Source organism: Zhongshania aliphaticivorans, assembly GCF_001586255.1.
GTDB classification, from domain to species: Bacteria; Pseudomonadota; Gammaproteobacteria; order Pseudomonadales; family Spongiibacteraceae; genus Spongiibacter; species Spongiibacter aliphaticivorans.
The window spans coordinates 1,378,563-1,401,424 of record NZ_CP014544.1 but is presented as its reverse complement, the minus strand read 5'-3'; the positions used below and the strand labels follow the sequence as shown (position 1 = coordinate 1,401,424).

The 22,862-nt window shown below is 51.2% G+C and carries 19 protein-coding genes; 6 read left to right on the top strand and 13 right to left on the bottom strand.

Annotation, left to right across the window (positions count from 1 at the left end; all coding sequences use genetic code 11):
- Positions 1–51: 51 nt before the first annotated feature.
- From AZF00_RS06160 to AZF00_RS06115, 9 genes are all read right to left on the bottom strand, one after another.
- Positions 52–372: a hypothetical protein gene (locus AZF00_RS06160; protein ID WP_062383380.1), complete on the bottom strand. Its 321-nt coding sequence runs from the start codon at positions 370–372 to the stop codon at positions 52–54.
- Between the two features lie 98 nt (positions 373–470).
- Positions 471–1,520 (bottom strand): NAD(P)H-dependent flavin oxidoreductase, encoded by a 1,050-nt coding sequence (locus AZF00_RS06155; protein WP_062383377.1) that lies wholly within the window; start codon positions 1,518–1,520, stop codon positions 471–473.
- Between the two features lie 76 nt (positions 1,521–1,596).
- Positions 1,597–2,052, bottom strand: coding sequence for a DUF1294 domain-containing protein (locus AZF00_RS06150; RefSeq protein WP_062383374.1), 456 nt, complete (start codon positions 2,050–2,052; stop codon positions 1,597–1,599).
- Between the two features lie 21 nt (positions 2,053–2,073).
- Entirely contained in the window at positions 2,074–3,288 is a 1,215-nt protein-coding gene (locus AZF00_RS06145; protein WP_062383371.1) for a winged helix-turn-helix domain-containing protein, read from the bottom strand.
- Positions 3,289–3,350: 62 nt separating this feature from the next.
- Positions 3,351–4,091 carry a DIM/SIM/IMP family subclass B1 metallo-beta-lactamase gene (gene blaDIM / locus AZF00_RS06140; protein ID WP_082793656.1) on the bottom strand — a complete coding sequence of 247 codons (741 nt, stop codon included), beginning with the start codon at positions 4,089–4,091 and terminating at the stop codon, positions 3,351–3,353.
- A 191-nt stretch (positions 4,092–4,282) separates the two neighbouring features.
- Complete coding sequence (locus AZF00_RS06130; RefSeq protein ID WP_062383363.1) at positions 4,283–5,833, bottom strand: acyl-CoA synthetase; 1,551 nt, start codon at positions 5,831–5,833, stop codon at positions 4,283–4,285.
- A gap of 47 nt (positions 5,834–5,880) precedes the next feature.
- Positions 5,881–7,008 carry an acyl-CoA dehydrogenase family protein gene (locus tag AZF00_RS06125; RefSeq protein ID WP_062383360.1) on the bottom strand — a complete coding sequence of 376 codons (1,128 nt, stop codon included), beginning with the start codon at positions 7,006–7,008 and terminating at the stop codon, positions 5,881–5,883.
- 20 nt (positions 7,009–7,028) lie between these two features.
- Positions 7,029–8,207, bottom strand: coding sequence for an acyl-CoA dehydrogenase family protein (locus tag AZF00_RS06120; RefSeq protein ID WP_062383356.1), 1,179 nt, complete (start codon positions 8,205–8,207; stop codon positions 7,029–7,031).
- A gap of 37 nt (positions 8,208–8,244) precedes the next feature.
- Positions 8,245–9,411 carry an acyl-CoA dehydrogenase family protein gene (locus AZF00_RS06115; protein ID WP_062383352.1) on the bottom strand — a complete coding sequence of 389 codons (1,167 nt, stop codon included), beginning with the start codon at positions 9,409–9,411 and terminating at the stop codon, positions 8,245–8,247.
- Between the two features lie 277 nt (positions 9,412–9,688).
- Between AZF00_RS06115 and AZF00_RS06110 the strand changes: the two genes are divergently transcribed.
- On the top strand, positions 9,689–10,717 hold the full coding sequence (locus AZF00_RS06110; RefSeq protein WP_008247002.1) for an AraC family transcriptional regulator: 1,029 nt from the start codon (positions 9,689–9,691) through the stop codon (positions 10,715–10,717).
- On the opposite strand, the gene AZF00_RS06105 is transcribed toward AZF00_RS06110, so the two are convergent.
- The 3 genes from AZF00_RS06105 to AZF00_RS06095 all read right to left on the bottom strand — a co-directional run bounded on the left by AZF00_RS06105 (position 10,714) and on the right by AZF00_RS06095 (position 13,656).
- Positions 10,714–11,130 carry a hypothetical protein gene (locus AZF00_RS06105; protein ID WP_062383349.1) on the bottom strand — a complete coding sequence of 139 codons (417 nt, stop codon included), beginning with the start codon at positions 11,128–11,130 and terminating at the stop codon, positions 10,714–10,716. The two genes, AZF00_RS06110 and AZF00_RS06105, sit on opposite strands and share 4 nt — an antisense overlap.
- Before the next feature lie 181 nt (positions 11,131–11,311).
- Positions 11,312–12,448, bottom strand: a complete 1,137-nt coding sequence (locus AZF00_RS06100) for an acyl-CoA dehydrogenase family protein (RefSeq protein ID WP_008246999.1) — start codon at positions 12,446–12,448, stop codon at positions 11,312–11,314.
- Between the two features lie 20 nt (positions 12,449–12,468).
- On the bottom strand, positions 12,469–13,656 hold the full coding sequence (locus AZF00_RS06095; RefSeq protein WP_008246998.1) for an acyl-CoA dehydrogenase family protein: 1,188 nt from the start codon (positions 13,654–13,656) through the stop codon (positions 12,469–12,471).
- A gap of 304 nt (positions 13,657–13,960) precedes the next feature.
- Here AZF00_RS06095 and AZF00_RS06090 point away from each other — a divergent pair, with 304 nt between their 5' ends.
- From AZF00_RS06090 to AZF00_RS06070, 5 genes are all read left to right on the top strand, one after another.
- The gene (locus tag AZF00_RS06090) at positions 13,961–14,395 is read left to right on the top strand and encodes a Zn-ribbon domain-containing OB-fold protein (RefSeq protein ID WP_008246997.1); all 435 of its coding nucleotides are present in this window, start codon (positions 13,961–13,963) and stop codon (positions 14,393–14,395) included.
- 23 nt (positions 14,396–14,418) lie between these two features.
- Positions 14,419–15,606, top strand: a complete 1,188-nt coding sequence (locus AZF00_RS06085; protein ID WP_008246996.1) for a lipid-transfer protein — start codon at positions 14,419–14,421, stop codon at positions 15,604–15,606.
- A 72-nt stretch (positions 15,607–15,678) separates the two neighbouring features.
- Positions 15,679–15,858 (top strand): hypothetical protein, encoded by a 180-nt coding sequence (locus AZF00_RS06080; protein ID WP_008246995.1) that lies wholly within the window; start codon positions 15,679–15,681, stop codon positions 15,856–15,858.
- Positions 15,859–15,992: 134 nt separating this feature from the next.
- The gene (locus AZF00_RS06075) at positions 15,993–19,559 is read left to right on the top strand and encodes a parallel beta-helix domain-containing protein (RefSeq protein ID WP_062383346.1); all 3,567 of its coding nucleotides are present in this window, start codon (positions 15,993–15,995) and stop codon (positions 19,557–19,559) included.
- Between the two features lie 820 nt (positions 19,560–20,379).
- Entirely contained in the window at positions 20,380–21,027 is a 648-nt protein-coding gene (locus AZF00_RS06070; protein WP_008246992.1) for a hypothetical protein, read from the top strand.
- A gap of 129 nt (positions 21,028–21,156) precedes the next feature.
- Here the strand turns inward: AZF00_RS06070 and AZF00_RS06065 are convergent, their stop codons facing one another.
- The gene (locus AZF00_RS06065) at positions 21,157–22,803 is read right to left on the bottom strand and encodes an SUMF1/EgtB/PvdO family nonheme iron enzyme (protein WP_008246990.1); all 1,647 of its coding nucleotides are present in this window, start codon (positions 22,801–22,803) and stop codon (positions 21,157–21,159) included.
- Positions 22,804–22,862 lie beyond the last annotated feature (59 nt).

The following is a 22,862-nucleotide window of genomic DNA, read 5'->3' as shown; positions in this document are numbered from 1 at the left end:
ATAAAATAAATGGGGGCGAATAGCGTTTCACAGCAAAAGCCAAAGCGTCATTCACTTTATTTCCGCGACATAAATTGTATTAAAATACAGAATGCCACGCTTAACAAAAATAGTAACATCACTCCCGACACTGCAGCTTGAAACACTTGATATTAAGTAACTTCCTGAGCTTGTTTTAATGGTTGCGTGTGAATGGGCTTCGGCGCTTTTCCCACCAAGAACAGCACATTTTTCAATTGCGCCGGTCATTACTTTTAAGGTTTCTCCGTTCGCAGTGATGCAAATAGCAACATAGACACCCAGAATTAATATTGCAGCGAATACACTCTTGACTAAATTCCTAATATTTTTTTCCATCATCTCTACTTTCATTAATTATGGCGCCGCTAGGCCCGTAAAATATTGCGCTTAGGCGCGTATTTATAAAGCTCAATACGACATTTTATTCAAAACCGAGTAACGCTAGGGTGTCAGTGCGATCTATAAAATGAGTTTGCCAGCGCCTTGGTCAGCAACTGCGCCGAAATTTCTTTGCAGCCACTCACATTCTGTCCAGCCCACAAGGGCGAAAAATCGCCACTGCCCATACTTTCTGCTCTTGCCCGCAAAGACGCGATGGCTGTTGCCGCCAGCGGAAATTGTGGAGCGAGGCTATTTATCGGCCCAAGCTCGCGGATTAAACGGTTTACAATGCCCCGCGCCGCACCACCGCTGAACAAATTGGTGAGCGCGGTAAAATTAGCAGCGTCACTTTGCAGAGCTGCGCGGTGAATTGGGCTGGTGTTCGCCTCGGGGCAAAGCAAATAGGCAGTACCAATTTGAGCGGCTATCGCGCCGAGTTTAACGGCCGCGTCAACGCCTGTGCTGTCGGCAATTCCGCCCGCCGCAATAACAGGAATATTTACCGCGCTGGCAATTTGCGGCAGCAAGGCAAAGGTGCCAACTTGGGTATTGAGATCCGTCGACAAAAAGAAGCCGCGATGGCCGCCCGCCTCTAAGCCCTGGGCGATGACCGCATCTGCTCCGCGGGCCTCGAGCCAGCGCGCTTCAGCGACGGTGGTGGCGCTTGCAATTATCTTTCCGCCCCAAGCCCCTATTTTCGCCATTAATTCCGGTGCTGGCAGGCCAAAATGAAAACTCACTACTGGCGGTTTAAATTCCCCCAAGAGCTCGGCTGTTTCCGCGCTAAAAGGCCTGCGCCCTGCACCCTCGGGTATCGCGCTTACATCTATACCCAGCTCAGTAAAATACGGAGCCAGCGCTTGGCGCCAGTTTCGCTCTTGCTCCGCATCCGGTTCTGGTGGCACATGACAGAAGAAATTAAGATTATAGGGGTTACTGGTCTTCGTCGTCAGTGCGCGTAATTCCGTATGCAGCGCGTCTGAACTTAGCATGGCACAGGGCAGCGAACCCAGACCGCCAGCATTGGATACCGCAACAGCTAGTTCGTGGTTTTGCACCCCCGCCATCGGCGCTTGAATAATAGGCAGTTCAACGCCGAGAAGTTCTTTTATATTCATTGCCTATCCCCTTGCAAAGTAATCACGGCTATCTGCATCGCGAGAATGAATTTTACCTTGGCGCTTCATGTTAAGCCTAACGCGGTCGGTGAAACGCGGTTAATTCCTGCACAATAGCAGTACCTAGATTTACGCCAAACTGCGCCACCGCCCAATCTCCTGCTTTATCGCTATAATAACGCAAGGTTTCGGAGGCCTTGGCCGTGTGGAGCCAAGCAAGCAGGCCAATGTTTAATAAAAACGTCACGGCAAACACCAAACGGAAGCTGACTTTTTGAGTTTTATGCCTAAGTCTTTGCTGAGCGATAAGTGCGCCCGGCCATCCGCCAAGCAAAGCAGTCAACTGCAAGGTATTCTCCTGCACTCGCCAAGCGCCACGCCTTGCCGCCTTTTTATCTTTGGCATAGAGCGCATATGACGCAATACTGGCAATGAAATACGCCACGCTCACCAGTACTGGGGTATATCCAAACCAATAGGAGTAAAGAAGGCCTGCAATTAATAAAATAATTGGGTAGTAATAAATTTTCATCAGATGTTCGCTTATTGCGACTTACGGCGCTAAGGCGCTTTGCAAACGCTGGTTTAGTTGGTCTGGATAAACTTTTGTCAATGACACGACATCACAGTTTTGGAACTGACAGAATTGCTTAACGGCCTCTACAAAAGCGAAAACAAGCATTTCCTCGTCGTTATTGTGCACATCAAAATGCAGAAATTTAATTTCCAAACGGCGTTCCCTGCGATGGGCTTTGCAATCCATACGCCCAATAAATTCATCGCCGTAAAGCAGTGGCAGACTAAAGTAGCCGTACTTGCGCTTAGCTTCGGGGACATAGCATTCTATTTGATACTCAAACTGAAACAAGGCTTTAAGACGGTCGCGCTGAATAACACTATTATCAAATGGCGAGAGAATCATGAGACGCTTCTTCAGTCTCGGTAGCGGCCTTGCTAGCGCACCCGCGTGCACAACAAACACTTCGCCATTGCTCGCCTGCACTTGCTCCAAATTACCCATCGCCAAGCGCTCAGCCACTTGGGCCTTTACTGCATTTCGCAGTTCAGTGTCACGCCGCAGGTAGGTGAAGCCCTTTAATGCGACTAATCCGTGGCAGCGCAACTGCTGCTCTATCATGTGCGCAGCGAATTCATCCACACTGGGCACGGATGTGTTTATATTGCCCGGCAGCACCCGCTCGGTAAGATCATAGGTTTTTTGGAAGCCCTCACGATTGCTGACCATGAGGTCACCCTGCATATACAACTGTTCCAAGGCTTTTTTGGCGGGCTTCCAATCCCACCAGCCCGCGCGCTGCTTAGTATTGGTTTCGAGGTCCCGAGATCGCAACGGACCATCGATACGAATACGGGCTAACAATTCCCTCATCAACTTTTTATCTGGCGTTTTAAACCAGTGGGTACGGCCGCACTTAATTGCGTGCTTATACGGTAAAGAGAAACGAAAATCTTCAATGGGAATAAGCGCCGCGGCGTGTGTCCAGTACTCAAAAATGTCGCCGTTTAGCAACATCTGATTCGTCATAGTCGGACTGAACTTAGGCACCCGCGAATACAAAACATGGTGATGTGCCCTCTCTACCACCGAGATAGTATCTATTTGCACATAAGCCAAGTGCTGAATAGCCTTACGCGCCCCCTCTATTCCTCGGCCATAGGGCTGCGTTTGCAATAGGCCCTGTGCAGCTAGCGCCATCCGCCGCAAACGTGTCAGCATTTGCGGCTGCCGAGCGTCAATTACTGTCATGGTCGTTTCGGTGTCATGTTAAAAGTAGGTCGAGGCAGTATTTAAAAACAGATACTACACCATTATTTACTAACGGCCTGTCCAACTGTCGCCAACACCCTAGTGTGCTCTAGCAAAGATACATCGCCCACATCACCGTGGCCGGGGACAACAAGTTTGGCATCGGCGTAACGAGATTGCAGCTCTTCAACCGACGCTGACCATGCGCTGAGCACGGCATCGCTGGTATTACCAAGGCTTGTCGCCGCGTTGGCGCGAATTAAACAACCCCCAAAAAGAAGCTTTTGCTCTGGCAGCCAGACAACGACATTGTCTTGGGCATGCCCTGCGCCGGGATAAAAAACCTCTATGTGCGCCTTCACCAGCGAAAATTTATCTTTATTGAAGGTATTTGCCGCAAGGGGCCTACCTTGGCGCTGCAATATTTTATTGGTTCGAGCTGAAGCGTAGGTGGGTATTGCATTCGCATTAAGGTATTCAATACCTGCCGTGCGGTCTTCATGGAAATGCGTTGAAACCACGCTTTTAAGTGTAAATCCTTGGGCGTTAATCCACTGCAACAAGGTTTCGGTATCTTGCGTCGACCACGGTGTGTCGACAATATAGGCCTCGCTGCCTATGAGGACAACGAGGCCATTTGAATCAACCAGGCCAAAGCCATCGACGACTTTATGAGAGATATGCAAATAAACACTGTCGGTGAGCTGCTGAATTTTTAAAGGCGGCAGCTCTTCACTCGCCCAAACTTGGGCGTGACTCATCAGGGTAAGCGTCAGTAACAGCGCGACGAATATAGGTCTCATGGCACATCCTTATCAATAGACATTGGGCTGCGCCAGCGGCGCCTAAGGGCAAGATTTCAGCCTTGCCAAAGAACACCAATACACTAAAACCAAAGGTCAAGCGGGGCGACATCCGCGTATACATGCCCCGATTCTACTGGCTACTGACAATCACCTCAAAAGCTATTTACGGTCACATTAATCGACGTTCATTACACTGCCGGATACTTCTCTGCCATCATCGATCGAATGTCTTTCTTCAGCACCTTGCCCGTGGGATTACGCGGCAAGGCAGCGATGTACTCCAGCTTGCGCGGAATTTTATACGCCGCTAACTTGCCTCGACAAAATTCGCTGAGTTCTTCCGCGGTTAATTCTGGCTGCCCGCCAGAAACCAGCACCGCGAGGGGAGCCTCTCCCCACTTCGCATCAGGTACGCCAATAACGGAGGCATCCTGAATGTGTGGATGAGAAACGAGTATATTCTCAATTTCCGCAGGGTAGATATTTTCGCCGCCTGAAATAATCATGTCTTTCACACGATCTTGAATATAAACATAGCCCTCTTCATCTACCCGGCCAGCGTCGCCAGTGTGCAACCAGCCATCGACTACCGCTTTGGCAGTGGCCTCAGGGTTATTCCAGTACCCCTGCATGATCTGTGGCCCATTGGCGACAATTTCACCAATTTCACCCAGCGGGAGCTCACTGCCGTCTTTACCGACAATCTTAATCTCGGTGCCAAACACCGCTCGACCACAGGAGCGCAACAATTCAGGTCGGCCAGCCAAGGCTTTACGGTGATCCGCCGCAGTTAAGAAGGTCAAGGCCATGGTCGCCTCAGTTTGGCCGTAGCCTTGCACAAAGTCGCAGGCAAAGGCGTCGATACACTCTTTTAACAAGGTTTCAGAAATTGGCGAGGCACCATAATTAATCGTGTGCAATTCCGAGAAATCGTAATCTTTAATATTCGGCACCATCGCGAGCGAGAACTGCAACATCACCGGAATAACCGCAACGGTGTTGATATGCTCTTTGGCTAGCGTTTCGATCATGCCCACCGGATCGTAATCCCGGTGAATAATCATAGATCCGCCGTAGATCACCCCTAGCAATGCGCCCACTAAACCCACGGCATGGAAGGTGGGCGCAATGACCAGGCCACGTTCACCTTCTCGAAAGCCAATCCCAGTACTCATTGGCGCTTGGTAGGAGTTAGCCAAGACATTGGCGTGGCTAATAAGCACGCCCTTGGGCAAACCGGTAGTGCCACTGGTGTACATTTGAAACAAGATGTCATCGCCCGTGATATCGACGTCGACCAAGCTGGCCGGACTAGCCAACCAGGCGGGCAAACTCCTCGCGCTTTCATCACTGTCGATGCACACACACGGCACACTATTGAGATAATCACCGCGCAGGCTATTAAATTCCTGATCCATAAACAGAAATTTAACAGCGGCGTCACCGGCAATAAAATCGAGTTCAGCGGCCGTTAGCCGGTAATTAAGCCCTACTGCCACCGCGCCAATACGCGCGCATCCCAGAAAGATACAAAGGTTATCAACGGAGTTTTTAGCCAGTATCGCAACACGGTCACCCTTGCCAATTCCCTCAAGCTGAAGGTGAGCAGCAATAGCATTGATGTGTGCCCAGGCCTGAGCATAGCTAAACGATTTAATATTATCGCTGGCCATCATTACGTCACTGCGACGCTGGGCGTGGTATGCAGTATGATCATTGATATTGTTAAAAATTTTCATGGTTTCTCCAAATTATTGTTATTTTATTCGTTCCGTATTCACAATGATCAAGCGTAACTCAATTCACAATATTCACGACGTTGATGCAAGGCACTACCGAAATAGCTGTCAATCATCATTAAACGTTTTAAATAATGACCTATAGGCATTTCATTACTCACGCCCATACCGCCATGTAATTGCACAGCCTCTTCAGCCACTTGGCGACCGTATTTTCCGACCATCGATTTAAGCGCGGCAATGTCTTTCTGACGCTCACTGCTGCCGTCAAGCACCGAGCACTGCGCCCTAATTAGTAAAGACCGACACAATTCAGTGGCCATGAACATGTCCACCATACGATGTTGCAAGGCCTGAAATTTACCAATAGCGGTGCCGAATTGCTTGCGGGTATTGGCGTAGTCTGCAGTGGCTTTATACAAGTACTCCATAGCCCCCACCGCCTCGGCACACAGCGCAATAAGCGCCTCCCCAACGACGTCGGCAATCAGCGGATACGCGTCGCCCTCTGCAGTCAGCATATTTTCTGCGGGCACACGCAAATTAGTAAAGCGAATATTCACTGCGCGCTGACCGTCCATCAACACCACCTCTTCACGCTCTATGGCGGGATCCTGGGCGTCAATTTTGAACAGACTAATCCCCTGCTCACTATTTACTTCGCCGCGAGTACGCGCAGGCAATAGAATAATATCTGCGGCAGCGTTTAATACTAGCTGCTTCTGACCATTCAAAATATAGTCGTCGCCATCTAGCTTAGCAGTAGCGCTCACGTGACTCAGACAAAACGTACCTTGGCCTTCTAACCAAGCAAAACTCGCCTGTAATTCACCGGCCATCAACTGGGGCAAAATACCCTCGCACAAAGCCGTATTACTACTGCGCGCGATCAGCTGTCCCGCCAACACAATACTCGGCCAATAGGGTTCTACCACCAGGACCTTGCCAAACTCTTCCATAAGCACACAGGTATCAACAATACTGCCACCAAAGCCACCCACCTCTTCGGTAAATGGTACAGTGAGCCAACCCAGCTCAGCAAAGTGAGTCCAATGACTCACGCCACCGCTTTGCATTATATTCGCGCTGCGCTGTTCAGGGCTGTAATTAGCAAGCAAGTATTTCGCCACGCTGTCTTTGAGCATAAGCTGCTCTTCATTTAATGAAAAATCCATTCTGCCTCTCCTGCGTGGTGTTATAAGCCCAATGCGAATTTAGCAATAATATTGCGCTGTACTTCATTACTGCCGCCATAAATGGTACTGGCTCGACCAAACATATAACTGCGTCGCGCCATATTCGCAGTACTTTGCCACAGGGCTTGCGCGCCATGTTCAGCGGGTAGCACACCGCCAAAGCTCGCCACTACGTCCCATTGCAGGCTCTGCACCGCCTGTTGCATTTCGGTACCCTTTAGCTTCAGCAGCGACGATTCCATACCCGGTGCCCCGCCGCTATCAATAGCGCTCAACACTCGCAATTCAAGAAACTCTAACGCCATTACGTCCATTTCAACGTCCGCCAAGCGCGCCTGAAAGTCGGGAGAACTCAATAGCGATAAGGATTGATTCTGACTCTGCGCCGCCATTTCGCGAATATTGGCCAAGGTGCGCTTACAGTAAGGTACGCCAGACAATGCGGTGCGCTCGTAGGTAAGCAGCGCTTTGGCATACGTCCAGCCTTGATTTTCTTCGCCAATCCGATTTGCCATTGGCACCCGCACATTGTCAAAGCTCACTTCGTTAAGGTGATGCTCATCGTCAATGGAGATAATCGGCGACACCGTCACTCCCGGGCTTTTCATATCAATTAGCAAGAAACTAATACCTTGCTGAGGCTTGCCCTCATTACTGGTGCGCACTAAGCAAAATATCCAATCGGCATATTGAGCGTAGGTTGTCCAAATTTTGGTGCCAGTAACCAAATAGTCGTCACCATCGCGCACGGCCTTGGTTTGCAGGGCCGCCAAATCTGAGCCCGCGCCCGGTTCAGAATAACCTTGGCACCACCAAATATCCGAGGCCTTAGTGGCCGGTAAAAAACGCGCTTTTTGTTCTTCTGAGCCGTAGCTATACAACACCGGCGCCACCATTTTGATACCCATTGGCACGACGTCCGGCGCGCCCGCCGCAGCCAGTTCAGTACTATAGATGTATTTCTGGGTGGCACTCCAAGGCTGGCCACCATGCTCAACAGGCCAGCCATGAGCCGCCCATCCTTTGTTGTCGAGGCATTTTTGCCACTCAACACTGGCGTCGCGAAAGGTGTCGGGATGATGAATACGCGCCGCGAGGTCGGCGCTGTAATTGTCGCGCATAAAACTGCGCACTTCGCTCTGAAATGCCAGTTCGTCGGCACTGAATTTAGCGTGCATAGCGAGTCCTTTACAGTTAATGGTGAATTAGCGGGCCTTATTCAAAAAAGGAGATAAATTTATCTGAATATAAATCGCGACCAATGATCAATTTCATAATTTCTGAGCTACCGGCAAAGATCCGGGTAATCCGCGCATCAGTGTACATACGGCTAATGGGGTACTCGTCCATATAACCGGCGCCACCATGTAGTTGCACGCCTTCGTCCACCATTTTGCATAATAGCTCACTGGTAAACAGTTTGGCTTTTGCGGCGTCTTCTGAGGTTAGCAGCCCGGCATTATGAGCAGCCACACACTGATCAACATAGGCTTGTGCCACATCTAATTCAGTGCGCAAGTCCGCCATTTTAAATTCGGTATTCTGCATTTTAGACAAGGGCTTACCGAACACTTTGCGCTGCTGGGTAAACTCTCTGGTCACTTCGAAGGCTTTGTGGGCGCCAGACAAAAAGCCGCAGGCACCAATTAATCGCTCTTCAGCTAAACCCTGCATCAGATAAATAAAACCGTGGCTTGGGTCACCCAGCACGTTTTCTTTTGGCACGCGCACATCCGTGAAAAATAGCTCAGCGGTGTCCTGAGCCTTCATGCCCATTTTTTTCAAATTACGGCCGCGCTCAAAACCTTCCATGCCGCGCTCTATCAAAAACAGCCCAACGGCGTGGGGGTTGTTCTCTGGGTCAGTTTTAGCCGCAACGATAACAACGTCAGAATTGATACCGTTGGTAATATAAGTCTTGGTGCCGTTGAGTAACCAGTGATCCCCCATATCTTTGGCGTGTGCGCGCATTCCGGCCAAGTCAGAACCGGCATCAGGCTCTGTCATGGCGATGGCCAATATGGTTTCACCACTCACACACTTAGGCAAAAAACGCGCTTTCTGCTCGGCATTACCAAAACGGTCTATATAAGGGCCTACTAAGCGGCTGTGCAATGTATTAGCCCAATCTCCAGCGTAAATACGGCTGGTTTCTTCAATAATAATTTGTTCAAAACGAAAGTCGCGGTCGCCCATACCGCCGTATTCTTCGTCGGGCCAAATCATTAAAAAGCCTTGTTCGCCAGCGCGGACAAAGGCCTCGCGGTCAACAATGCCCTGCTCTCGCCACCGTTCAGTATTCGGCGCAATTTCCTGCTCAAGAAACTTGCGGTAAGCCGTGCGAAACATGACTTGCTCTTCGGTAAAATTACGCGGCAACATAATGCTTAACCTCTTTTAAATTTAGCCTGTTATTTTTTAACTAGCAGCGCAGCAATACGCCGCAGCGTGCCATTGCCGCGCGCAGTACAAATGCGTGACGACGACCTACCATTATTTTAGGTGTAAAGAGTCGCCCTTATCGCACGACGAGGCAATGACAAGCCATGACATCCAATAGACATTATGTTACAAACTGAATGTAAACTCAGTGAACGCGCTGGCGGCTTCATTTAGCCGACTAAAAGCCCGGCGATATCCCCTCACAGTCGGGAGTAACATGGAAAATAGAACTATCTCCATCGCGTTTATTCGCAATATGGTGTCTGGTTGCGGTCTGCCAACACACTATTGCGAACAGCTCTTGCTGCGCGCGGGTGTCGATCCAAAATCGATAAACAGCGCCCAAGCACGGGTAAGCCCAACACAATTATCCCAGCTCAACAAATGGATAACCGAAGCCACTGGCGATGAAGGTATGGGCCACTATCTTCGCCCACAAAAGCGCGGCACCTTCAACGTGCTCGCACGGTATTTACAAACCGCTAAGGATTTGCAACAAGCCTTAGAACGCAACGTTCATTTTTATAATTTATTTGATTTCGGGTTTAGGCTCACCCTGCTTCGCCGCGGTGAAAGCGTGCATTATCGCGTAGAAGCCGACTACGGCGTGGTACTGAGCAACTGGGTGTACGAGCAACTATTAATGGTGAACCACCGGTTTTTATGCTGGCTAACCAGCAGCCCAATACCGCTAAGCCGGGTTAATCTGAACTACCCAACACCCACTCACAGCGGCGAATATCATTATTTATTCTTTAGCGATACGCGCTTTAATCAGGCCTACTGCGAAATTATTTTTGACGAGAAGCTGCTTAAATTACCGGTAGTACGCTCCAGCCAAGAGCTAGAAGACTATTTAACAAAAGTGCCCTACGAATTTTTGCACAGCAGCACTCGCGCCAGCAGTTACACCGAGCAAATACGCCTGCTCATCAAAAAATCGCTGCCAACGCTGCCCAATTACGAGGATTTAGCCGACTCCCTTGGCATCGCCCCGCAAACCCTGCGCCGCAGACTCAGGCAAGAAGGCTGCGACTTCCGGCTAATTAAAAATGAACTGATTCGAGACACCGCTATTGGCTATTTATTACACGACAGCAAAGACGTAAAAACCATTTCCTATTTGCTGGGCTTCTCCGAACCGAGCGCATTTATCCGGTCATTTAAAAAGTGGACCGGTGTGACGCCCAAGCAGTACCGCGAACATAACTCTAGCGAAATACTAAGTATTAGCAGCGAGAATTAGCGCTGCTCCATTAATTCACTGTCGTGATCTTTGAAGTAAATCCGAAACGGCCAGTCTTTGCTCTTGCCGATATAAATATACAAACCATAGCGGTCGGCACTGTAATCATTAACAAATTCGTAGCGGGTCGGCGCCGGTTTATCGTCTAGGTCAGGCGCAATGCTCGGCGCACTAACCAGCACTTCTTCGATCTCCATACCCGCCGATTCGCCCTTGCCAGGAATGGAAATTAACACCCGATACTCGCCAGATTGCTCACCGCGCTCAATGGCCTCCACTTTGGCCCCAGTACTTTCGTCGATAAAGCCGACACGGCTTTCAATATCACCACTTTCAATAGCATACGAACTTGTTATAAAGCCCATTAATACAGCAAACAGCCCAGCTTTTTTACGCACGGTAGTGCACTTCATTATTATTGCCTCGTTATTGTAGCGCAGTCTTCGATGCTACCACTGTGGTACGGGAATAACACCTTCGATTCTAGACCACAGAGCGCGCGGCAAAGCACAGCTGGGCACATTAATACGACAGAATGCAAAAACCGCCACAAAAGCGGCGGTTTTTATAGGGTTCGAGCAGAGCAGGACAACCCTAGCGACAAAAAGCCTCGCCAGCGGCAATGCGCTTGCCAAGACTGGCCAAGTTCTTGGCCGAGCTGCCCAAACTCATTTCGTTGTAGCGCAGCCACGTGCAATAACGCCACAGCGGATAGTCACGATCAATGCCGGTACCACCATGCAAATGCTGCGCGGCATAACTGACCCGATGACCAACATCACCCGCCCAAATCTTGGCGATATGCACTTCATTGCTAGCATCCAGACCGCCATCTAAACGGCTGACTGCTTGATAGGTGTTCAAACGCAAGCACTCCACATCAATAAAGCAATTGGCGGCGCGGTGGCCAACGGCTTGAAAGGTGGAAATTAACACGCCGAACTGTTTGCGCTCAGCGGTGTATGAGGCGGTCATGCGCATGGCTTTGTCGCTGGCACCCAATTGATGGGCACACAGTGCCACCGAAGTCCGCTCGGTTAGCCACTGCATTACTTCACGGCCGCTGTCTGCGCTGGCCAAAATATCTTCTGCAGCAATGCTGACATTGTCCAAGCTCAGGGCAAACTGAGGCTCATAGGTGGTCACCTGCATTGGCGTCATGCTCAGGCCCGCTGCCTTTGGGTCGAGCAACACCACAACAACACCGTCACCCATTTTGGCCGACAGCACGATTCGGTCGGCAAGGTGGGCAAACGGCACTGCCGTTTTATCACCGCTAATTCGAAGGCCAGTGCCATCGGCAGTGGCGGTCGTTAGAATTGGCTGGGCGGGGTCTTCGTTATAGGGTTCCGTAAGCGCGGCGCTCAACATTATTTGGCCGCTGGCCACGCCGGGCAAATAGCGCTGTTTCTGCGCTGCGCTGCCAAATTGCTGAATAGGTAGTGCCGCCGACACCAAATGTGCGCTTAGTGGCACTGGCGCAATGCTACGGCCCGCTTCTTCAATAAGCAGAGCCAACTCAAAAAAGCCAAAGCCCATACCGCCGTACTCTTCGGCAACGGCTAAACCGAGTAAGCCAGCCTCGGCCAGTTTGTCCCACAGGGCCTTATCAAAGCGATCTGCTTTATAGCCGTCGTACTGCGCCAAACTTTCTGGGCTCACATTGTCACCCAGAATCTGGCGCGCCAGGTTTTGTACGTCGCGCTGCTGTTCAGAAAATCCAAAATCCATGATTAACTCCTATTATTGGGCTAGCGCGTTGCGCGGGGCATCCACAAACCGGCGGCAGAAATAATGTCGCGCTGAATTTCGTTGGTGCCACCGCCAAAGGTGATGATGGAGGCGGTGCGGTACAAACGCTCAATTCGCGAGGCCATTGCATTGGCGCCCTCGGTCTTGCGGTTAATCAAACTTGCTTGACCTATAATTTCGCCCAATAGGCGATAAACTTCGATAAAGAATTCTGAGCCATAGACCTTGGCCGCAGAGGCATCGGCCATTTCCAGCTTACCTTCGCTCATTGCCCAAGCCTGCTTGTAGCACACCAGTTTTAGGGCTTCGACACCGGCACGCACCTTGGCTAAGTTAATCTGTACCCAGGGCTCGTCAATCAATTTGCCGCCCGCGGGCATTTCCATTTGCTGCGCCCAGCGCACCACGTTATTGAACATTTCCGCGGTGGGGCCAAAATTCACAAGACTGAGACGCTCGCGGTTAAGCTGACTCGTGATTAATTTCCAGCCGCCGTTGAGCTCGCCCACCATGGCATCGGCCGGTACTCTAATATTGTCGTAAAAGGTCGCGTTGGTGCGCACCCCACCCAAGGTCACCACCGGGCTGCAACTCCAACCGGGATCATTGGTAGGCACCATAAACATAGAAATGCCCTTATGGGGCTTGGCCGCGTCGGGGTCAGTGCGACAGGCCAGCCACACGTAGTCACAGAAATGGGCCAGACTCGTCCACATTTTTTGGCCGTTAATCACCCACTCATCGCCGTCTTTCACCGCACTTGTTTTCAAACTGGCCAAGTCGGTACCCGCACCTGGCTCGGAGTAACCAATGGCAATAAGGCACTCACCAGCTAGGATCTTGGGAACGATGTCGCGCTTTTGGCTTTCGTTGCCAAACTCGGCCAGTTGCGGCCCCACCGACTCCGTGGTTAAAAACGGAAAGGGGTAGCCCGCGCGCATTACCTCTTCAACAAAGATAAACTGCTCAATAGGGCTCATTCCCCGGCCGCCCAGCTCTTTAGGCCAACCCACGCCAATCCAGCCGTCTTTACCCATTTGGCGCAGGGCTTCTCGCCACAGCGGGCCGCCGCCCTCGCCCATTGCCTCGTCACACTCGGCACTTAACTCTGGGGTCATTAATTGCTCAAAATAGCTGCGCAACTCTTTGCGCAGGGCATCCTGCGCTGCGGTAAATTCAACTTTCATTACTGGCCCCTTAATTCGCCGCTTGTGGTTTTCATTGTTATTCTTCAATCATAAGCTTTAGCAAGACCCCGACAATTGCAAAACCACTCACCGCAGTGACAATTGCAGTCATAAGCTTTTAGTCCTGCACCACATTGCAACGCCCTACTCTCAGCCATTTAGACGATAGCCCCAGCAGAGTGAACTTGCGATGATTCCAGCGTTAAATTGAGATCGCTTTACACGGGAATCTATTAAGGCCCCTCTGAACAGCTCAGAGATCCCCTAACCGTGTCATTAATTGTCCACCCAGTGGAGACAAACCATGAGTAACAAACCGGTGCAGGCCGCTATTGACGGCTGGTTTACCCTTAACACGGACACCCCCCATTTAATTGGCGCCTGCTGCGACCATTGCGGTACCTACTACTTCCCTAAGACCCTGAATTTTTGCAAGAACCCAGCCTGCGACAGCACAGAGTTTAGCGAGGTTGAATTGAGCCGCACCGGCAAAATTTGGTCTTACACCAATGCCTGCTACAAGCCGCCAGAGCCATTTGTGGCCGAAGACCCCTATGTACCGTATGCCATTGCCGCCGTGGAGCTCGAAAAAGAGAAAATGATTATTCTCGGCCAAGTAATAAAAGGCGTTGATGTGGATCAATTAAAAGTGGGCCAGTCTGCAGAGCTGGTACTCGAAACCCTGCACGAAGACGACGACGCCATTAAAGTCACCTGGAAATGGCAGCCAGTGCGCTAAGCGCGCCCAAGGAGAAGCACAGAATGAGTCAAGATATTGCAGTATTGGGCGTTGGTATGCACCCCTGGGGTAAATGGGGCAAGAATTTTAGCGAATACGGTGTATACGCCGCTCGCGCCGCCCTTAAAGATGCCGGTATTCCCTGGCAAGACGTGGGCTTTGTGTCCGGCGCAGCAACTATGCGCTGCGGCTACCCCGGCTATGTTGCCGGCGCCACCATTGCCCAGGCCCTAGGCTGGCAAGGCGCCCAAGTAAACACCTCTTACGCGGCCTGCGCCTCAGGCTCCCAAGCCCTCGCCGCCGCCCGCGCCAAGATACTGGCCGGTGAATGTGAAGTTGCCCTGGTGGTTGGCGCCGACACCACCCCTAAAGGCTTTTTGGCCCCCGCCAAAGGCTACCGCCCAGAAGACCCAGATTGGCTGCGCTTTTACCTAGGCATTACTAATCCAACCTATTTTGCTCTGTACGCCCGTCGTCGCATGGATTTATACGGTGACACCGAAGAAGATTTTGGTCTGGTTAAAATCAAAAACAGCGAGCATGGCTTTACCAACCCCAATGCCCGCTACAAGAAAAAATTTACCATGGAAGAAATACTCAATTCGGCCATGGTTGCCGACCCACTGCGGCTATTGCAGATCTGCGCCACCTCTGACGGCGGCGCGGCCATGATTGTAACCAGCATGGATTACGCAAAACGCATGGGCAAAGCCGACGCGGTGAAAGTGGCTGCGGTATCTACCGTTACGCCGACCTTCGCCAGCGCAGTGGTAGAAATGCCAGATATTGCCACCGACTCTGCGGCCGCCGCCGGTGTAGAAGCGCACAGTTTTCGTGCAGCCCTGCCCAAACAGGCCTACGAACAGGCAGGTATCGGCCCAGAAGACATCAGCTTGGCCGAAGTCTACGACCTGTCCTCGGCGCTGGAACTAGATTGGTATGAAGACCTGCTGCTTTGCCCCCGCGGCGAAGCCGCGCAAATGGTACGCGAAGGCGTTACCAAAATTGGCGGTCGCCTGCCGGTAAACGCCTCTGGCGGTCTAGCCTGCTTCGGCGAGGCGGTACCAGCACAAGCCCTTGCGCAAGTGTGTGAGTTAACCTGGCAGCTACGCGGTCAGGCTGGTGAGCGCCAAGTCGCCAATGCCAAAGTCGGCATTACCGCAAACCAAGGTTTGTTTGGCCACGGTTCCTCCGTCATACTGAAAAAATAAAGCCCGACGGGCGCCCCAGCGGCGCCCGCTATCAACTGATGGCACGCGGCTCAAAACCAACGACGGAGCCCTATGACTACTTTGCTCAGCATACTCGCGATTTTGGCTTTTGCCCTGATCGTTATCATTCCTCTTATTGAACGCTTTGCCCCCAAGGCCAACCCAGAACAACAGGCAAAGCTCAGTCGCTGGATTTTACCCTTAGTCGGTATTTCGCTGGCACTGGCGCTGTTTAAATCATTTACATCCTAGGCGAGCTTCACAACTCAGCTTAATTGGCACGTTATAAGCATAAATAAAAAACCAAGCTAGGCTAACCCTGGCTAACGTAACAAGTTGATAGCAAGCAACAATACTATCGGCCACTGCAATTTGGAGATTTCTGCGTGAAATACACTTTTCCCTCGTATTTGCTTGCCAGCGTACTTTGCTCGATGCTCGCGTCTTGCGGTAATAGCAATTCTTCCTCGGCCCCCGCAGGGTCTGGCGGCAATACCACGCCACCGCCGCCAAGCGAGCTAAGTGGTTATTTCATCGACGGCCCCATTGGCGGTGCCCACTACAGCATCCAGGGCAAAAGCAGTATTTTACTCACCAGTGGCAATGGCGAGTTTAAGTACTTTAGCGGTGATATTGTTAAATTTGCCATCGGTGGTATTAACCTAGGCCAAGCCACCGCCGCTGAATTCATTACCCCCAGACAAATTCAAGCCAACGAGCAAGCGGCAATCAATCTGTCGCGCTTTTTGCTCACCCTAGATGAAGACAAAAACGCAGACAACGGCATTCAAATCTCGGCAACCGTGCGCGACGCGGCAGCCAGCCTGACCATCCCGGCCAGTGCCTTCGACCTTAACGACGGCGAGTTTGACGCCTCGCAACTGGCCGATTTTGCCCGCACCGCCAACGGCGACACCCGCGCCCTTATTCCACGGCGCATCGCTGAAATTGAACTGGCCTGCAGCAGCCAAGACATTAGCGATGGCCGCTTCGATGGCGACTGCGATATTTGGTATATCGCCGACAACAACAACCCTGCCCCAGCGCCTAACGAAGATCAAACCCAAGAGCAGGTCGATACCCTCACGGCCTTATTTGCCGCTAAAGCTGGCGATACCATTGAATTTAGCGACGGGGTTTTTGAGTTCACTACCACCCTGGACATGGCGCATAAACAAGGAATTACCATTAAAGGTCAGGGCATGGCCAAAACCATTTTTGACTTTGCCCAATCAAAATCCCCCGAAGGCATCTCCATGAGCCACATGACGGGGATCACCATAGAAGACCTTACCGTGCTCGACACCCCCGGCTTCTCGGTAAAGGTTTCTCATTCTGATTTTGTCACCTTGCGTAATTTACGCGCCATGTGGTCTAGCGGCGGCGACAATCGCGGCGGCATGGACCCCAAAGTGCCCGCAAGCTTAGAAGTGACCTGCGAACACCCTTGGCCAGACAGCTTTGCGCGCCCAGCCAATGTGCCCGCTCCGCGCCTGAATGGCTTACCTATCGCCTTTCCCCTTGCCACCGGCCTGTACACCGACGCCAGCGGCCAAACCCGCAACTACACCATAGACAGCTCCAATGGCGGCTACGCCATTTACCCTGTGCTGTCTAATAATGTCTTGCTCGACAATGTGGTGTCGCTGGGCGCCTCCGACGCCGGTATCTATGTTGGCCAGTCCAACGACATCATCGTCAAAAACAGCGAAGCCCTGTTTAACGTAGCGGGCTATGAAATTGAAAACAGCGACCGCGCCGATATGCACGACAACGTTGCCCACTGTAATACCGCCGGTTTCTTGGTTTTTGATTTACCCGGCCTCAACCAATACGGCGAACAGACTCGAATTTTTAATAACTACGCGGGCTACAACAACCTCGCCAACTTTGCCCCCGGTGGCGTGGTCAGCGCGGTGCCTCAGGGTACCGGCTTGCTGCAGCTGGGTTATGACAAAGTTGAATTCTTTAATAATGTCGTCGAGTTCAACCGCACCTTGGGTTATGTCGGCGCCAGCCATGAGCTGTTAGACGGCAACACCAATAACTCAGATAAACGTATGGACCTCTACCCTGAAGGTATCCATATCCACAGCAATATATTCACCACCAACGGCACCCTGCCGCAATTACCCGAAGAAGGCGTGCTCATTTGCCAAGACGGCACTGGCGGCAACACCGGCCTGCCCTGTATTCCCGTGGGCATAGATGACGGCCACGACTCCCTGCTGCCAGTACTCGTGCAGCTTCGCAGCTTGCAAGCGCAAGACCCCTACGTCGCCCAGGGCGCCCATATTGTTTGGGATGGCTACTACGACAAAACCGTCAACAGCAAAGATGGCGTGCAGTGCAACGACGTCGACGGCGCGCCACTGGATGCCGATGGCAAACCCGACTACAACGGCCAGAGCCAACCCAGCTGCCGCTACAACCGCTACAAATTTGCCGAGCCAGACAACGCCAGCGACCCCAAGCGTAAACATCCCGATTACTGGCTGTGTATTGACCAAAGTGACGAGTTCGGCAACACCTTTTCCTCAGACAGCCGCACCTTCATGAACTTTGACGGCATGGAGCTCGACACCGCGCCCAAAACCGATTTGGCCGACCACGACTGCCCAACAAAGTTTGGCAGACAATTAGCGCGCTTAAACCCCGCTGTTGTGCAGCCCTATATTCCCGGCAGCAGCGCCGAACAACCGCCCTCAGCCGCAGAAATTGCCGCTATTTGTGAAAGCGCATCCGGCAGCGAGATTAACCGCGAAGCGCTGGCCTACAACTGCAGTAAATTGTCGCATTACAATTTATTCGCCGATCAAACGGATCCCCGCAGTGGCTTTAACGAAGACGGTGTACTTTACGACTTGGTCACGCCCTTGTTCTCAGACTACGCGGTAAAATACCGGGTGTTATTTTTGCCACCGGACGAATCAGCCAGCTGGGTAGAGGGTAATATCAGCTCGCCAAACGCGACGCTAGACTTCCCCGTGGGCACCGTTATCGCCAAAACCTTCGCCTTTCGCGACCGCAACGCTGCTGACGAAAACGTGGTAGAAACACGTCTACTCATTCACCGCGCAGGTCAAGGCGGCAGTTCATTCTGGGAAGGCATGGCCTATGTTTGGCGCGCAGATGGCAGTGACGCTGACATTGCCCTAGCCGGTGGCTCCAAAGCCGTAAGCTGGGACTTCGACGACGCCGACCCCGATGTGAGCGCCACCTACAAGGGCAGCACCAATCGCTATGCCATTCCCACCCCAAACCAATGTGGCAACTGCCACAACAATGAAGACCGCCAAGCCGGTGATGCGCCAATCGGCCCCAAAGTACGCAATATGAACCGCGCCTTTGACTATGGCAACGGCCCAGAAAACCAATTGCAGCACCTCATTGATATGGGCAAGCTCAGCGGCGCCCCAAATCTAACGCTAGACAATAAACAGGTCGCGACCAATGTCAGCCGCCTGCCGCGCTTTAACGTGCCCGGCGACAGTTACAAAATCACCACCGCTGAGCCTGATCGCGTGGCCGCCAGCAGCGACGCCAATCTTGAATACCGCGCCCGCGCCTGGCTAGAAACCAACTGCGCCCACTGCCACAACCGCAAAGGTTTAGCTCAAAGCACCGGCTTGTATTTTGACGTGTTCCGCAAGGTCAACCTCAGCCACGGCGTGTGCAAAGAACCCATCACCGCAGGTAGCTCTGGCGGCGGACGCGACTACGACATACTGCCCGGTGTCGCCGGTGGCGCAAGCGGCTCAGAGGGCTCAATTCTCTCTTACCGACTGCACTCGGTAGACACCTCAGTGCAAATGCCACCTATCGCCCGCAGCGTAAAACACGGCGAGGCCGTAGATGTCATCGATGCCTGGATAAATACCGTGATTGATAGCCGTTATGAAAACGCCAATTGTGCGGATGGCGGAGGCAATCCGCTGCCACTGCCCTTCTAGGCAACCGGCAAACAATGACAGGGAAACTCCCCCGCATGCAGCGCATTCGTCGCGGGGGAATTGCCGAACGCGTCACGCACAACTCAGGCCTCTTAATACCGAGGCCTGTTTTTCCACTCTCTACAAACCAATGCCCCCCAATATTTACTACACCCCAGTCCTCAAGGTTCGTGAACAATAGCTTCTTTCCTTTTAACGACTAAACGGCTCTTCTAACGCATTGAAATTTATAGAAAACGCGATATGATCGAGGGGAAGGGAATGTTTAACAGAAGCACAGGGAAAATCTTCACTTGTCTGGCGCTTTCGAATAGCGAAGCCCCCTTCTCTTTTGAACCTGCTAATATTTTTTAATTCATGCTGACGCCCCAATGTTGCTAAGGGACAAAATGATGGGAATCACGAGTCTCAAGGACTAGCTATTAGGTAATAAATGTAGGCAATATATGACGCTAATAGAAGAACTAGAGAAAAATGCAGAAATTGAACTACAAAAACTTGGTGTGGCTGAAAATCTGGGTTGGTGTCTGTCGGGACTGACTGCATTGTCAGCTCATATGAAATGGGAGAATTGACTGCTCTCTATCTTAGTATTTTTTTCCAGTTACTACATCGTTACATACCCTTATCGTAAAAAAGAGAACGATGCGACTGATGCATATCATCGGGTCGCAGGGATAGGTAAATATTATCGCGCTCAAAAAAACACCGATCAGGAATAAAACAATAGTCATGCGTAACAAGTTAAACCAACAATACCCTGTGGCCAAGCGCACTAAAGTGCGCCCTTATTTAATGCGCTATAAGAACTGATGTGATCATGAAAAATTCGGAAAAACAAAAAACATTTATCCTTGATTTCTGGGCTTTTATTTTCAAGGTATTGGGGGAAATTTCATTCTTCAACCTTGTAAGGGTGCTATTCCCTAGCACCAAAACAGGCTTATTTTCCGAAGCGTGGGCTCTTGGCCATTTGCTACTATCTATTCTGTCTGTGCCTGCGGTTTTATATATCCAAAACTATTACGTAGGCTTATTTATTGCTGCGTATGCGTTATTACGCGTTTTTGAGGTAATCGTTTACCAAACCAATGTTTTGTTGTTTGACGAGTACAGAGCTACTAAGGCTGGAAAAGAATACGCTCTTCACGGTTATAGAAGAATGGTTGTTCTTCTTATGCAAAACTATTTTGAAATAATATTTTGGTTTGCAGCCCAATATATTTTCTTTAACGACCTCTTCTCCTTCGCTGTAGAAGGCTCGCATGAAAGTGTTTTTGGTGCGATATATACAAGTTTTGTGGTTATGACTAGCTTTGGTTATTACAATGTAACTCCCTTAGGGGTGCTCGCCTACTCGCTAGTAATAGGGCAAGCCATGATTGGCCTTTTCATGACATTGCTAAGCTTGGCAAGGTTTATCGGCCTGATTCCTACACCAAAATCAAGAGATGTAACAGAGCACTAATTTTCTATACGCCGTACTTTCACTGCTACCTTATTCATAAGCCGCAAGCTCTGCCGGATACGCCCTAATGGTAAATGGGAGGATTGCCCCCATCGATTATTAAAGCCCACCGCATCGGCAGTTCATCCACTACTGCGTTTTAGCAGTCCGTCGACTGAACACCAGCAGTATCGATACCATTAGCAAAAACAGCGGTGAAAATGAGCCGCCACCAGAACTGGATTTTGCGACCGGCTTCGGCGTTGCGGCGGGCGCATCCGCCGTTGCAGGCGCAGCTACGCGAAAGCCCGCAAAGCTGAACTCACCAGATGCTGCCCATTGGTCTCGCCATGAGGACGCGAGTGAATCTGGCCCAATATAGTAGCCGCCGCCGCGCATGACAGGAAGCACGCCAGCGACCAGTCCAACATTCCACTCCCAAACGTTGCCACCTTGGTCAAGGGTGCCGTAGGGGCCAATAGATTCTGGATAGCTGCCCTTGTCCACAACATCGGTTACCGCGCGAGCGCAATTGGCGTGATTCTCGCCACCCCGTGGCGGAACGCAGCTTGTTACTTCATCGCTACGAAATGGGTATAGAAAATAATCGGTTTCTTTCAGGCCTTTGGCGTTGTGGTAGGCCGATTTATACCACTCATCTTCTGTTGGCAAAAACACCCGTGCGTCGGCATTGCGCTGAACGGTTTCAGCATTAAATGGAACCGCCAAACCGCCCTCTAAGGTATAGGCGCCGGTTTCGGTATCGCCGTCACCTTGGCCATTGTGCATCCAATTTGTAAAACGAAGTACGTCGTAGTACGACACCCAATTAACCGGCTTATTTTCGCGCCCAGGAATTGGGCTATAGCTGTAACTACCAGGAACCCCTGAACGGCTTATGCCACCCGCGCCCGCGCTCATGGTGATATTGTATAAATTGAGCGGATCACTCACCGCTTTGGCATTCAAGAACTGCGCATACTGGGCGTTGGTCACTTCGTACTTTGCAATTAAAAAACTATGGTCAACGGCGCCAAAACCACTGGAAATATCTGCAGCGTTGCCGGGGTTGCCAACCAATAACCATTCAAACTCAACGAGCCCAGAAGACGTTACTGAAGCGGCCCTTGGATTGGCAGCCATAAAGTCTAATGACTGGGCATTCAAGGGCTCATCGTCATGGCTAGTCGATGTCGCGAGACTCAAAACAAGAGGGGTAGCCGTTGCGCCCTCTTCCATAGCCCCAACGGGGTCTAGACAATGCCCATAATCCCCTACCGAATCAGACTCAGGCAATGTTATTGCCGCAAAGATATCGGCAGCGTCGCAGGCCAGACGCGCGATCATAGCGCCGCCACCGGCGTATGCTGCGCTATATATTCGGCGTTTATCAATACAGTGATTAGACTCGACATCGGCAACCACGGCTCTAATGTAGTCGACGTCGGCTGTGTTATCTCCGGTATCCCAAGCCTCATGACGTTGGGGGTACGCAATAATATACTTTCGCGCCTCTGCTGCTTTTTCAAGATGCACTGCATCTGAAGCACTTAGCGCAGATACGCCGTCATCGACAATCACAAGCAAGGGAACTGCCCCAGACGGAAGCTCGGTGGGAATATAGAGTTGGTAATAGCCATTCTGAGGCTGCGCGTCAGTACCCTCAGTGACGATGAGTGAACGCGCTTCAAAGCCCTGGGTTGGGCTAGTATTACATGGTGAATCCAAAGCGACAGATAACTGACTGACACTTACAAACATAAAGAACATTGCGGTGAGCCAAATGCGAGAAAGCATGGTAGTTCTCCAATCATCGTTAATGACAGATCAATATCTGTCGGTTTCTTATTATTACT

Excerpts from the sequence above, each read along its gene's own strand:
- AZF00_RS06160 (WP_062383380.1), bottom strand. The coding sequence starts at position 372 with ATGAAAGTAGAGATGATGGAAAAAAATATTAGGAATTTAGTCAAGAGT.
- AZF00_RS06155 (WP_062383377.1), bottom strand. The coding sequence starts at position 1,520 with ATGAATATAAAAGAACTTCTCGGCGTTGAACTGCCTATTATTCAAGCG.
- AZF00_RS06150 (WP_062383374.1), bottom strand. The coding sequence starts at position 2,052 with ATGAAAATTTATTACTACCCAATTATTTTATTAATTGCAGGCCTTCTT.
- AZF00_RS06145 (WP_062383371.1), bottom strand. The coding sequence starts at position 3,288 with ATGACAGTAATTGACGCTCGGCAGCCGCAAATGCTGACACGTTTGCGG.
- blaDIM (WP_082793656.1), bottom strand. The coding sequence starts at position 4,091 with ATGAGACCTATATTCGTCGCGCTGTTACTGACGCTTACCCTGATGAGT.
- AZF00_RS06130 (WP_062383363.1), bottom strand. The coding sequence starts at position 5,833 with ATGAAAATTTTTAACAATATCAATGATCATACTGCATACCACGCCCAG.
- AZF00_RS06125 (WP_062383360.1), bottom strand. The coding sequence starts at position 7,008 with ATGGATTTTTCATTAAATGAAGAGCAGCTTATGCTCAAAGACAGCGTG.
- AZF00_RS06120 (WP_062383356.1), bottom strand. The coding sequence starts at position 8,207 with ATGCACGCTAAATTCAGTGCCGACGAACTGGCATTTCAGAGCGAAGTG.
- AZF00_RS06115 (WP_062383352.1), bottom strand. The coding sequence starts at position 9,411 with ATGTTGCCGCGTAATTTTACCGAAGAGCAAGTCATGTTTCGCACGGCT.
- AZF00_RS06110 (WP_008247002.1), top strand. The coding sequence starts at position 9,689 with ATGGAAAATAGAACTATCTCCATCGCGTTTATTCGCAATATGGTGTCT.
- AZF00_RS06105 (WP_062383349.1), bottom strand. The coding sequence starts at position 11,130 with ATGAAGTGCACTACCGTGCGTAAAAAAGCTGGGCTGTTTGCTGTATTA.
- AZF00_RS06100 (WP_008246999.1), bottom strand. The coding sequence starts at position 12,448 with ATGGATTTTGGATTTTCTGAACAGCAGCGCGACGTACAAAACCTGGCG.
- AZF00_RS06095 (WP_008246998.1), bottom strand. The coding sequence starts at position 13,656 with ATGAAAGTTGAATTTACCGCAGCGCAGGATGCCCTGCGCAAAGAGTTG.
- AZF00_RS06090 (WP_008246997.1), top strand. The coding sequence starts at position 13,961 with ATGAGTAACAAACCGGTGCAGGCCGCTATTGACGGCTGGTTTACCCTT.
- AZF00_RS06085 (WP_008246996.1), top strand. The coding sequence starts at position 14,419 with ATGAGTCAAGATATTGCAGTATTGGGCGTTGGTATGCACCCCTGGGGT.
- AZF00_RS06080 (WP_008246995.1), top strand. The coding sequence starts at position 15,679 with ATGACTACTTTGCTCAGCATACTCGCGATTTTGGCTTTTGCCCTGATC.
- AZF00_RS06070 (WP_008246992.1), top strand. The coding sequence starts at position 20,380 with ATGAAAAATTCGGAAAAACAAAAAACATTTATCCTTGATTTCTGGGCT.
- AZF00_RS06065 (WP_008246990.1), bottom strand. The coding sequence starts at position 22,803 with ATGCTTTCTCGCATTTGGCTCACCGCAATGTTCTTTATGTTTGTAAGT.